Here is a 12,525-nt window from a genome sequence, read left to right on the forward strand (position 1 = left end):
GGCGGGCCTCCGAGCGGGAGGGTGGCGGAGCCCCATGCCACCGCGAGCGATCACCAGGGCCCGCGTCGCGCCCTCGCGTTTCACCCCTCGCGACCGCCGGCCCGGCCGCCGCCCCGCGTTCGCCGCCTCGACACCGCGCCTCGTGAAGAAGATCCACAGAAAGCGTGAACACACACGCGAGGAAAGGTAATGTCCCGGTGGAGCCACAGGAAACGCGGCGTTTCCCTTCAACGGCACGGAAACCACGGACAGTTGAGGGAATCAACGCTCCTGACCCGTCGTGTACTCAATGGAAGGGAAGTCCGTCTTGTCGCCTTCGTTATGGAGCAGACGCCGGATACTCAGCACCGTCGCCGGCGCGGCGGCGGTACCGGCGCTTCCATCGATCCTCACACTGAGCGCCACCCCGGCCCACGCCGCGCCGGCGGCCCCCGGGGCCCCGGACAACGGACTGCCCGACACCGACCAGGGCAGGGCGGTCTGGGCCTACAAGACCGGTGGGCGTGCCGTACGCGAGGGAGCGGCAGCAGCCCTCCTCGGCACACCGGCGGCACTGACGGCCTTCCTCACCACCGAGCTTCCCGTGGCGCGGGCCGAGGACAACCGCTTCGCCGTTCTGTCCAGCCTCTCCGGGGCGGGCCGGTCCGTGCAGCAGACCGCGAGCACGGCGCTTTCCGCCGGGGACGAGTCGGTCGCCGCCTTCCTGCGCGACGGCTTCGCCGCTCCCGTCCTGGAAGACCTGCGGGTCTCGGTGTTCTCCGCGCTCGACAACGGCGGCACCGCCATGAAGCGCGAAGCCTCCAAGGCTCTGAACACGAACACCAAGGAATCGCTGGAGACCTTCCTCCGCACGACCCAGCACACCGCGCAGCAGGAGGACGAGCAGGCGGCGGTCTTCGCGATCCTCAGCACCGCGTCACCCGAGGTCAAGAAGTACGCCGAGCGCGCCCTGACCGACGGGTCCCCCGCGGCGATCCGCCTCTTCCTCTCCTCCGGCCAGCACATTGCCCGTGCCCGTGACGAGGAGACCGCGACCATCGAGCAGTTGGTCGAGATCGTGGAGCGGGAGGGCAAGCGGGCCCAACTGACGACGGACAAGGCCGTGGCCTTCTCCACGCGCGCCAAGGAGGCCGCCGAGAAGGCCAAGATCGCCGCGCTCGAGGCGGCGGCGGAAGCCAAGGCCGCCCAGCAGGACGTTCGTAAGTCGGCCACCGCCGCGAACAACGCCGCGAGCGCCGCGCGCGGCGCCGCAGCGGCGGCCAACACGGCGATCTCCGCCTCCCGCACGGCCCAGGCCGCGTCCAGTCGTGCCGCGCAGGCCGCCCAGGCCGCCGCCGCCGCTGCCGCCTCGGCCGGAAACGCGGCCGCCCGCGCCTACCACGCGGCGATCGGCGCGTCCAAGGACGCCTCGAAGGCGTCCGCGGCCCGCACGGCCGCTGTGGGCGCCCGGAACGCCGCCGCCCGTGCGCGTACCGCGGCGAAGGCCGCCGACCAGGCAGCCATCGCCTCCAGCCAGGCGTCGTCCGCCGGCTCGGCCGCGGCGAGCGCCGCCCGGAACGCCGCCGCTGCGGCCTCGGCCTCGGCCGACGCCGCCGCGTCCGCAGGCGCCGCGCAGGCCCAGGCCGCGAAGGCACGGCAGGCCGCGGCCGAGGCCAACGCCGCCGCCGCGCGGGCCACTCGGGCCGCGGGCACTGCTCAAACCCTGGCGAACCGCGCCGCGGCAGCAGCCCGGGTCGCCCGTGACGCGGCCAACAGCGCGGCCGCCCATGCCGACAAGGCGGCGGCCGCGGCGGAGGAAGCCGCTGACAACGCGGGCAAGGCGATCGAGTACGCGAAGCGCTCCACGGAGTATGCGAAGCAGGCGGTGGACGCGGCCAACACGGCGGTCGACGCGGTGCGGGAAGCCAACGAGGTGGAGGCGGCGGCGCGCAAGGCCGAGACGGACCGGATCGCCGAGGACACCGAACTCGGCGTTCTCGAGGCCCGGCTGCAAGCGCAGGCCGAGACCGAGGACGCCGCGCGAACGGAGAAGCAGCGCACCCAGGCGTCCCAGACCTCCGAAGAGGTCAAGGGGCTCATCAGCACCGCCGAAGCGGCACTCGCGGCCGGGAACACCGCGTCCGCGGTCACGGTCGGCCGCAAGGCGGCACTGCGGCTCCTCGACTCCAGCGGCAGCTGGACCCGGGGCGCGGCCGAGTTCGCCCTCGCCGGCTCCGAGCACGACGTCGTCAACTGGATCGACGCCGACCGTCTGCTGGCCCAGCAGCAGGACGACCGGGAGAACGTGCTCGCCCTCGCGCAGTCCTCGACGGCGGCCGTCGCCGCGGCCGCCGAACGGGCCCTGGCCGACAGCGACCCGAACGCGGCCACCGTCTTCCTGGAGACCGGGGCCATCGAGGCAGCGGCCGCGGACAACCGGGTCCTCGTCTTCCAGGTCCTCTCCCAGGATCCGGGCAAGGCCGTCAAGGCCAAGGCCCAGGCGGCGCTGAACGCCGGCACGGCGGTGGCTCTGCACCACTTCCTCTCCGTCGAGCTGAGCGAGGCGACGAAGGAGGACGACCGGGTCGAACTGTTCCGCCTGCTGGAGACCGGCGGCGTCTACATGCGCTCGGCCGCCGAGATCGTCCTGGAAGGGTCCGCGCGGATGCGGCGCGCCTTCGTGATCCGGGACAAGTTCAACATCGCCCGTCTCGACCACGACCACGCCACCCACATCTCCGCGATCCGAGCGACCCTCGCGCACGCGGCGAGGGTCGCGGCGAAGGCCCTGGAGGATGCCGCACGGGCCTCCAAGGCCGCCGCGGAAGCCCGCCAGGCCGCGCAGGAGGCGGCGGAGTGGGCGGCGAAGGCGGACGGCTACGCCAAGGACGCCCTGGCCTCGGCCGCCGAGGCGAAGGCGAACGCGGACGCCGCGGACAAGTCGGCGGCGTCCGCCGCGCAGTCGGCCAAGGACGCCAGCGCCGCGGCGACGACCGCGCGGGGCGCTGCCCGTACGGCGAACTACTCGATGCGCCAGGCCTCGGCGTCGGCCAAGCAGGCCGTGGCGTTCGCGGTGGAGGCACAGGCCTCCGCGGCCAGCGCGGCGGCCTCCGCCCAGCAGGCCGGCCAGGACGCGCGCGCCGCAGCCGCGGCGGCGAGCCAGGCCCACGCGATCGCGGCCCAGAAGCGGCGGGCCGAAGCCGTCGCGGCGGCAAGGAAGGCGGCAGAGGAAGCACGGCAGAACCAGCAGAACGGCACCAACCCCTCGGACAAGCCGGAGAACGACGACGACGGCGACACCAAGTGGCTCGACCTGTGGCCCGTCGACATGAAGGACCCCAAGGACTGGGCGAAGGCCACCGGGCACTGGAGCACCCTCTTCGGGACGGCCTCGGTCGTGCTCGGCGTCGGCGCCCTGCTCTTCCCGCCCGCGGCACCGGTGCTCGGCCCGCTGGCAGTCGGCGCGGGCGTCATCTCCTGGGGTCTCCAGGGGGTCAGCGCCGGTCTCAGCGGCTGGGGCTACGGCTGGGACAGCAGCAATTTCCACGAGGCTCTCGGGCTGTTCGTGGTCGGCGGGATCTTCTTCGGCAAGGGCCGGCTGTTCAGCAAGTTCGGCGTGGCGGAGGAGATCGGTGCGAAGGTCTCCGGCGTCGTGAGTGATGGTGCGACCGCTGTCATCGGCTGGCTCACCTGGTAGAGCCTGGATCCGGCCGGGTGGGGTGGGCTGCTGCCCGCTCCACCCGGCCGGGCCCGCACGCCTGGCTCGGTGTCCCGGAGCTCGCGCGCGTCGGAGCTCCTGTGCGCAAGAGAAGGAAACATCCATGATCACGTCTTCGTTCACCACCACGCACTGGTGGATCGCCGCATTCGCCTCCGGCATCTGCCTGGCGTTGGCAGCGCAGTTCCTGGCCACCTCGCCGAAGGGCAGGCTGCTCACCGCGCTGCTGCCGATCGCCGGAGCGGCTGCGGTGATCGGCGACTCGGCCGCGCGGGACTACGAGGGAGACACTCCCCTGGTCCTGTACACGGCCACCATGCTGGGTCTGACCCTCTGCCGGGTCATTTTCGCGCGCTACCTGCGTCGGCAGCGCGAGGTGATGCTTTCGGGAAAGCCGATGGAACCCATCACGGGGAAGCAGTCCGCTCTCTTCTTCATCACCTTCACGGCAGTCGTGATGGCCATGGCCGTCCTGCTGTGAAAAGGCGGCGACCGGTTTCCCGTTCCCTGAAGGAGATCCAGTGCCCCTTGCTCTCCCCGTGATCGCGGTACTGCTCCCCGAGCTGGTACTCACCTGCGTGCTGCTGCGCTGGCTTCCGTCGAAGCGGGAGCGATGGGTGGCGGCGATGCCGTTGCCGGTGACGATCATGGTGGCGCTGACCCTGTCGGTCGCCACGGAAGCGTCGTGGCCGAGCGTCCTCGCCGTGTGCGCGGGATTCCTCTGGGGAGGCCTGCTGGCGTTGACGCCGTTCCGGGGGTGGGTGTCGTCGTGGACGCTTCCGCCGCCCGACGGGACCCGGCTGCGGTGGCGCGAGACGGGGCTCGTGGTGGTGGGGGTTCTCGTCCCCTTCTCGGGCAAGCGGATGGACGCGGCCCTGGAGAAGGCGTTCGCGGCGCGTCGGGTGGTTCGGGCCCGGGGGCCGTTCCCACCGGTGCTGGGAGTGGCGCTCATGGTGCTCCCGACGGTGATGGCGGTCGGTGCCGGATGGGCCACGGGATCCGCAGGGTGGAATTGAGATTCGTGGCCAGACCTGATTCCGGGTAGGGGCGACGCGGACGGTCCGTTCTGCGCGAGCGGAAGGTCCCTTCCGCTCGAGCAGGACGGGAAGGTCCTGTACGTGGGGCGGTGGACCGGACGCCCTTATGCTTTCCGGGCGCACCAGCTCTCCGAAAGGCATGCCGTGAACTACAGGGTCCAGCCCACCGCCCAGGTCGACGAGACCGCCGAGATCGGAGCGGGGAGCAGCGTCTGGGAGCTGGCGCAGATCCGCGAGGGGGCCAGGCTCGGCGAGGGCTGTGTCGTCGGCCGCGGCGCGTACGTCGGCACCGGTGTGCGCATCGGCGACAACGTGAAACTGCAGAACTACGCCCTCGTGTACGAGCCCGCCGAGCTCGGGGACGGCGTCTTCGTCGGCCCCGCCGTCGTCCTCACCAACGACCACAACCCGCGCTCGGTCGACCCGGACGGCAAGCAGAAGCGCGGCGGCGACTGGGAGGCCGTCGGCGTGAAGGTCGCCGAGGGCGCGTCACTGGGCGCCCGCTCGGTCTGCGTCGCGCCGGTCCGGATCGGCCGGTGGGCGATGGTCGCGGCCGGCGCCGTGGTCACCAAGGACGTCCCGGACTACGCCCTGGTCGTCGGCGTGCCCGCCCGGCAGATCGGCTGGGTCGGCCGCAGCGGCGTCCGCCTGGTCGAGCGCGAGGGTGAGCCGGGGGTGTGGGAGTGCCCGCAGAGCGGGGCGCTGTACGAGGAGAAGGACGGGGCACTCGCGGAGCGTCAGGGCTGAGGCGGACACGTCCCCTGCGTCCGGCAATCCCGGAAGAAGTGCGCCCACATGCCCACTCACCCTTTGATCGGCATAGAACATGAGCGTTTCTGACATAAGCGTTCGATAGTCTGATGGGCGCTGCACCGCGAGGATGCGCGCCCTGGCGGAGACGGCCGTGTCGTGGAGCCAGGTGAACGAGTGGAAGGAAGTAGATGAACAGCCACGTGCTCTATCTCGCTCTTGGCAGTTATCGCGTACTGGCTGCACACGAGCACGTGAAGAGGCTGGCCACGTCGGGAAGCCAGGTCGTACTGGCTGCTCCGGACACGGACGAATGGTCGGACGTCCTGTCGGAGCTTTCCCGCGCGGAGGGCGTCACAGTCATCCGCCTGTCGCCGGACGGCCACGGCTCCGTCCAGCGGTCGGCCAAGCGCCTGCTGTCCGGCAGATCCGGCGCCGCCGCCACGGTCGACACCATCGTCGCCGGGGACGCGCAGGCGATCCCGACCGCGTGGCGGCTGGCCAGGAGCAGGCCCGAGGTCACCCTGCGGATGGAGCCCTACGACAACGGCGACCGCGTTCCGGAGCCCGCGGACCTCGCCGTGGTCACACCCTGGTACCCCTCGCCCAACAACCCGTACGCCGGCGCCTTCGTGAAGATGACGACCCGCAGCATCGCGGACAACTTCGACCGGGTGGCCATCCTGCACACGGAGGACTGGTCCGGCCGCGCCGACGCTCCACTCAACGACGCCATCAAGATCACGACGGACCGTCTTCAGGAGCGCAAGGAGCTCGTTCCCGTCCTGGACACGGCGGAGGGACAGCTGCTCCGCGTTCCCGTGCCGCTGATCCACCGCAAGAACTACGCGCCGTGGCTCGCCACGCAGCAGCGGGCACTGAAGAGCGCCTTGCCCACGGGTCGTATCGAGGCGCCGATCGTGCACGCGCACGCCGGTATCTACGGCGGCGTGCTGGCCATGCGGCTGGCTCGCCCCGACGCTCGCATCGTCGTCACCGAGCACGCCACTTTCCTGAACAAGGTGTTCTCACAGCCCGCGGCCCGCTCGCTCTACCGCGATGTACTGCAGCGAGCCGATGCTTTTCTCTGTGTCAGCACATATCTTCGCGATCAGATCGCCACGGAATTCCCGGAACTCGCGCACAAGCTGCGCATCGTGCCGAATGTCATCGACTTCGACGCCTTTCCGTCGAGTTTCGAGCGCTCCTCCGACCTGCTCAGCTGGCTGTACGTCGGCCGACTCGTCAAGCACAAGGGAGTGAGTGAGCTCCTGGAGGCCTTTGCCGCGGTCGCGGAGAAGGAGCCCGCCGCGACGCTCACCATGGTGGGCAGCGGGTCGCTGGAGGGGGCGCTGCGCGCCCGCGGTCAGGAGCTGGGTCTCGAGGGCCGCTTCCGCATCGAACCGCCCGTCTCCCCCGACCAGGTCAACGGCCTCATGCATCAGCATGACCTTCTGGTGCACGCGAGCAAGATCGAGACGTTCGGCATGACCATCGTGGAGGCGGTCGCCGCGGGTCTGCCCGTACTGGTCACGCGCAGCCACGGGCCCGAGGAGACCCTTGCCGGGATCGACCGGCAGGCGGGTGCGCTGATGGATGTCGACGACGACCCCCAGGTCATCGTCGACGCGTACTGGGAACTGCGTTCCCGGGTCGGTGAGCTGGACCTTCCCGCCGCACGTGAGAGCCTCCTGCGGCGTTACGGAAGCGCTGCCGTGTCCGAGCAGTTGATGAACGTCTACCTGGACCGGCCGCTGCCTCCCGCGCCGGAGGCCGCGGAAGCAGCGGACGCGACCGACGAGGCCGGGGTCCGGGCGGAGACCGAAGCGACGGCCGAAGCGCTGACCGAGTCTCCGGTCGACGGGCCGACGCCCGGCGAGCCGGTCGGCCGGGCAGTACTTCTCGCCCTCGCACCGCCCAAGGCACGCCGCGTCGCCGCGTACGCCAACCATCTCGTGGAACGCGGCGTGCACGTCACCGTGGTGACCGCCAAGACGTCCGCGTGGAGCCGGGCCCGCCTGGATTCCCGGGTCCATCTGGTGAGCATCGAGAAGTCCGAGAAAAAGCTGCGCGTGCCTCGCGGAGAACGTTTCCTGGTCTACCGAGCCCCGCGTGCCGTTCTGCACAAGGCGCGGGCCGCAGCCAAGAAGCGGCGGAACACGGTCACACCGGAAATCATGGTGGCCGCCGTGCAGCGCACCCACACCAGAGCCGCCGACGCTTTCCACAAGAAGGTCTTCAACCGCGGATACGCGGAGCTTCGGCCACAGATCCTTTCCCGTATCGCCAAGCGGGACGTCGTCCCCGATCTTCGGCTGGACCTGACCGACCACGTTTTCGTCTGCGACGTCAACAGCACGGTCACGGGCTGGAAGTGGGCGAAGGCCCACCCGAATCTGACCGTGACGACCAATCTCGATCGCGAGCTCTACGCCCCGGTCGAGGGCTGATTCCACGGGATACACGAAAAGGTGTGGGCCCCGACCGCGTTTCGGTCGGGGCCCACACCTTTCGGTCCTGCGAAACGGGAAATCGCCCGTCGTTCAGGACTTCGCGACTATCTCCCGCAGACGTTCCTCGAACGGCACGAGAACGGCTTCGCGGGTATATACATCCGCATGGCGGCGAGCTGTTTCACGCTGTTCCGGGTCGAGATCGCGAGCCGCCTTGCCCGCGGCGATCATGGTCGTCGCCAGGGCCTCGGGGTCGAGGCTGTTCGCGTTGAACCAGAGCGGGTATCCGTCGAGCACGTCCTGCGCGGCGATGCCCGGAGCGTGCACCGAGACGATGGGGTGACCGAACGCCATGTACTCGAAGATCTTTCCCGAGGTGACGTACTTCCCGCCGCCGGCGAGGAAGACGAGCACGTCCGCGTTCTCGTACACCTCTCCTACCTCGGTCTTGGACACCGGACCGCAGTAGCGCAGACCGGTGTCCTCGTCGCCCCGCTCCTCCGCGGCGTCGTCGAGTCCCAGGCGCTTCAGGAGGGACTGCGGGCTGTTCTTGAAGAATCCCAGGTGGCCGTGGATCTGCAGCTCCGCACCAGCCAGTTCCGGATGCCGGCGCGCGATCCTGAACGCCTCGGCCATCTCCTCTACGGGCTGCTTCGCGGTGAGCGTGCCGAGGTAGGAGAACGTGAGGGGCTTCTCCGGGTCGTCCGGGCCGACGGTTTCGGGCTGGGCCCCGGCACCCGATCCCTCCGGGATCACGTCCGCGTCCCAGCCGTTCGGGACCACCATCATCCGGTCCGCCACCTCCGGGTAGCGTTCCGCGTGCCATCCCCGCAGCGCCTCGTTGACGAAGACCGCCGCGGAAGCCCGCTCCAGAGCCTTCTTCTCCCAGCTCCAGGCGATATCGCCCTCGGGGAAGGCAGGCTCGTCGTTGAACAGGTCCAACGTCCAGGAGTCCCGGTAGTCCATGACATACGGGACGCCCGTGAGCCGGTTGAACAGCCAGGCCGCACCGAAGGAGGCGAAGGGGTTCCCGGTGGCGACGACGACGTCGAACCGCTTCCGCGCGTGCATCTTCAGAGCGCGCGCGACAGACGCCCAGGCCCAGGAGGCGTAACGCTCGGGAAAGACCTTCTCCTGGCCGAATTCGTAGAGCCGGTCCGCCATGAGGGGGAAGCTTCTGCGCAGTCGGCTGTAGCTTCGCAGGTCCTGCTGCCAGGAATACTGGTTCAGGGCCGGGCGCTCGACCCGGATGCTCGGATCGACGGTTTCCGACAATCCCTCGTCGACCGATCCGATGACGTCGTAGAGGAAGTCGAGCGGAGCGGCGCACACCGTGACGTCCCAGTCCTTGGACGCCAGAAAGTTGGCTGTCGCCCGCGCCCTGTACACGCCGCTCGCCCGGGAGGGCGGGAAGTAGAAGGCCAGATACAGCACCCGGGGGCGGCGGTCGCTACGGTTCTTCATCGTTGTCCCTGTGTGGTGGCAGTCCGCGCCTGCTGGGTGCCGGACGGTACGTCGTAGTCCAAGCCGTAACAGACTCTCGGCTTGATGCCGTCGGTTGCCCATGCGTCCAGCAACCGCACGGCGCGAGGGACGGACAAGGCATCGCTGACGACCAGAAGATCCAGTCCCCCGCGGGCCGCGAAGGGAGCGAGGACCATACGGGCCTGGGCATCGGGCCACAGGCGTCGGTGCGCCGGCACGAAGACCTTACGGTGCAGCTTCGCCGCGAGCCCCCGCTCGTAGGCCTTCAGCCCGCGTCGGGCGCGACCGCGCAGCGGGCCCCTGCCCACGGCACGGACCGTCGCCCTCGGTACGCGGTAGAGCAGCGCGTGCTCCATCCGCCTCGGCAGATGCCGTGCTTCCAGCTCCTTCAGAGTCGTCACGACGACTCCCGGCGCGAACTCCTGGTTGAGCCACGACTTCTTCTTGTCCACCACCACGATGACCTGAGCACCGCTCGCACGGAGCTCAGCCGACTCGTCGAGCACGGCCCGCTTGCGCGAGGCGCCCAGAGCCAGGAAAAGAACCTGCATGTCACTCCATCAATCGTGGGCTTCGGCCCGTTCGAGACCTTCGCCGGAGTGCTCGGTCGCGGCAGGGAACCAGAGCCGGTAGTGAGCCTCGGCGACGGCCTCGTACCCGTAGCGGCCGGCCAGCACCTGCTGGGCCCGGGGCAGATCGAGGCCGCCCTGCTGGAAACGGTCGCGGAGGCGCTGGTAGCCGTCGCTGATGGACTCGGCGTTCTCCTCGACATCGATCAGTTCACCGGCCGCGTCCTCGATGCCCGCGAGCGTTTGCTCGGGGCCGCCGCAGCGGGTGACCAGGACCGGCATGCCGGCGGCGACAGCCTCGACCACGGTCATGCCGAACGTCTCGTAGCGGCTGGGATGGACGAGGAGGTCGTGCTCGCGCATCATCTCCAGCGCCGTCGCGGGAGGGACGGCGCCGGCGAAGTGCACGGCTTCGTCCAGACCCAGCTCCCGGACGCGCTCGACCAGTTGGGCCCGCAACTCGCCTTCGCCTGCCAGGGTGAGCGTCAGCTCGGGGTCCTTCGCGTGGCACTGTGCGAAGGCCTCGACGAGCCAGGCGACGCCCTTGCGCGGGATCAGCCCACCGAGGAACAGCCATCGGCGGAGACCGGTGACGGGACGCTCCCGCTGTGTGCCGAAGGAGATCGGGTTGGGGATCTGCTGGATCTTGTCCCGATGGTGCGGGAACTCCGCGGTGAGCACGTCCTTGATCGGGTCGCCGACGGCGAAGAAACCGTCGACGCGGTGGAGGAGCTCGTCGTAGAGCTCCCGCGCCTCCGGCTCGGCCAGGATCCGGTCCAGGTAGGTGGCGTGCTCCGTCACGAAGACGCGGGCGTCGGGCCGGGCGTTCTGCAGCGCCGCCCAGCCTCCGGGCAGTCCGACATGGGCGTGCACGACCGGCGCGTCGATGGGGCGGCCCCCGAGAGCGGCCCGCAGCTGACGCTCGTGGTTCCGGGCGAGCGGCCCGAACTCCTGGGCCCGCGGGGTGGTCACTGCGAGGTGGACCAACTGCGCGCCGCCGACGGTCGGGACGGGACGGACCGCCAGGGGGGCGAGCTTACGGTTGGCCGCTTCGACCGCTTCCGTGGTCCGCTCGTTCATCCGCGAGACCCAGGTGTCACAGTGGTAGACGACGGCACTGTCGCAACCGGGGGCCGTCGCATCGACCATGGCCTGAACGAAAGCGCCGCGAAAAGGCAGCTCACGTGAGGGATACCAGGGCGTGACAATAGCCGCGTCCCTAGACGCTGCCTCTTTCATGTACGAGTTCCTCCCCGGCCAGTCTTCAAGGGCGCACTTTATCATCGGAGTGATTGGCGCTCAGCAGTCGCTCCTTGCCGGAGGGACCCTCGGCGCAGACCTGCCGTGCCCGTAGCCTGCCGGGTATCCCTCTCATTCAAGGAGCACGAAAAAGCCGTGAAGGTTCTCAGCGTCGTCGGGGCCCGTCCCCAATTGGTCAAGCTCGCACCGATCGCTGCCGCATTTGCAGAGACGAACCACGAGCATGTGATCGTTCACACAGGGCAGCACTACGACGCGGATCTGTCCGACGTCTTCTTCTCCGGTCTCGGCATTCCCGACCCCGATGTTCACCTCGGCATCGGGTCCGGGAGCCACGGCGCCCAGACGGGCGGGGTGCTCACGGCCATGGACCCGGTGCTGGAGGCTGAGCGCCCCGACTGGGTGCTGGTGTACGGGGACACCAACTCGACACTGGCCGGGGCCCTGTCGGCCGTCAAGATGCATCTCCCGGTCGCGCATCTGGAGGCCGGGCTGCGCTCGTTCAACCGGCGGATGCCCGAGGAGCACAACCGCATTCTGACCGACCACGCGGCGGACCTCCTGCTCGCTCCCACCGAGGAGGCCATGCGGCATCTGGCGGCGGAGGGACTGGCGGGCCGGTCCGTGCTGTCCGGGGACGTCATGGTGGACGTCTGCCTTCGCATCAGGGACGCCGTGCTGTCCGGGGACCACGTCGCGCCGACCCTGCCGGACGGCATCGACCCGAACGCCCCCTACCTGCTCGCGACGCTGCACCGCCCCGACAACACGGACTCCGCCGAGCGGCTGGCCTCCATCGTCGACGCCCTGGCCGCGCTTCCCGTGCCGGTGGCCCTGCTGGCGCACCCCCGGCTGGTGGCCCGTGCCGAGCAGCACGGCATCAGCCTGAACAAGGGGTCCCTCCACGTCGGACGGCCTCTCCCCTACGCGGGTCTGGTCGCTGCCGTGATGGGCTCGGCGGGCGTCGTGACGGACTCGGGCGGCCTGCAGAAGGAAGCGTTCCTCCTCGACCGTGTCTGCACCACGATCCGTCCGGAGACGGAGTGGGTCGAGACCCTGGTGGGCGGTTGGAACCAGCTGGTCCCGGACCCGCACACCCTGCCGACGGCCGAGTGGGCCCGCACGGCCACCCGCCCCGCGCCCGGGGGCGACCGAGGCATCCCCTACGGCGACGGGAAGGCGGCCGTACGGGTCGTCGAGCTGCTGGAGCAGCACCAGCGCTGACCACCGGCCCCGCGGGTCCCGCCGTCGAGGCGGCGGGACCCGCGGGAGAG

Annotated in this window: 9 protein-coding genes; 6 read left to right on the plus strand and 3 right to left on the minus strand. The window is 70.1% G+C overall.

Going from position 1 to position 12,525, the window contains the following annotated elements; all coding sequences use genetic code 11:
* Nucleotides 1–307 precede the first annotated feature (307 nt).
* The 5 genes from IE272_RS04130 (at nt 308) to IE272_RS04150 (ending at nt 7,934) form a co-directional block, all read left to right on the plus strand.
* A complete protein-coding gene (locus tag IE272_RS04130) occupies nt 308–3,676 on the plus strand; it encodes an ALF repeat-containing protein (protein ID WP_229897200.1) in 3,369 nt (1,122 codons plus the stop codon).
* A gap of 124 nt (nt 3,677–3,800) precedes the next feature.
* Nucleotides 3,801–4,178: a hypothetical protein gene (locus IE272_RS04135; protein WP_050360727.1), complete on the plus strand. Its 378-nt coding sequence runs from the start codon at nt 3,801–3,803 to the stop codon at nt 4,176–4,178.
* Nucleotides 4,179–4,218: 40 nt separating this feature from the next.
* On the plus strand, nt 4,219–4,713 hold the full coding sequence (locus tag IE272_RS04140; protein WP_057662680.1) for a hypothetical protein: 495 nt from the start codon (nt 4,219–4,221) through the stop codon (nt 4,711–4,713).
* Between the two features lie 165 nt (nt 4,714–4,878).
* Nucleotides 4,879–5,481, plus strand: coding sequence for an acyltransferase (locus IE272_RS04145; RefSeq protein ID WP_050360729.1), 603 nt, complete (start codon nt 4,879–4,881; stop codon nt 5,479–5,481).
* Nucleotides 5,482–5,675: 194 nt separating this feature from the next.
* Entirely contained in the window at nt 5,676–7,934 is a 2,259-nt protein-coding gene (locus IE272_RS04150; protein ID WP_190006264.1) for a glycosyltransferase family 4 protein, read from the plus strand.
* A 93-nt stretch (nt 7,935–8,027) separates the two neighbouring features.
* On the opposite strand, the gene IE272_RS04155 is transcribed toward IE272_RS04150, so the two are convergent.
* Genes IE272_RS04155 through IE272_RS04165 form a run of 3 tightly spaced genes read right to left on the minus strand, consistent with a single transcriptional unit; the run spans nt 8,028 to nt 11,140 of the window.
* Nucleotides 8,028–9,401 carry a glycosyltransferase gene (locus IE272_RS04155; protein WP_050360731.1) on the minus strand — a complete coding sequence of 458 codons (1,374 nt, stop codon included), beginning with the start codon at nt 9,399–9,401 and terminating at the stop codon, nt 8,028–8,030.
* Nucleotides 9,398–9,973 (minus strand): hypothetical protein, encoded by a 576-nt coding sequence (locus IE272_RS04160; RefSeq protein WP_050360732.1) that lies wholly within the window; start codon nt 9,971–9,973, stop codon nt 9,398–9,400. Before IE272_RS04160 ends, IE272_RS04155 begins: the two co-directional genes overlap by 4 nt.
* A 9-nt stretch (nt 9,974–9,982) precedes the next feature.
* Nucleotides 9,983–11,140, minus strand: a complete 1,158-nt coding sequence (locus IE272_RS04165; protein WP_050360733.1) for a glycosyltransferase family 4 protein — start codon at nt 11,138–11,140, stop codon at nt 9,983–9,985.
* A gap of 246 nt (nt 11,141–11,386) precedes the next feature.
* Here IE272_RS04165 and wecB point away from each other — a divergent pair, with 246 nt between their 5' ends.
* Complete coding sequence (wecB, locus tag IE272_RS04170; protein WP_190006265.1) at nt 11,387–12,475, plus strand: non-hydrolyzing UDP-N-acetylglucosamine 2-epimerase; 1,089 nt, start codon at nt 11,387–11,389, stop codon at nt 12,473–12,475.
* The last annotated feature ends 50 nt before the right edge of the window (nt 12,476–12,525 follow it).

This window comes from Streptomyces anulatus (genome assembly GCF_014650675.1).
Classification (GTDB): domain Bacteria; phylum Actinomycetota; class Actinomycetes; order Streptomycetales; family Streptomycetaceae; genus Streptomyces; species Streptomyces anulatus.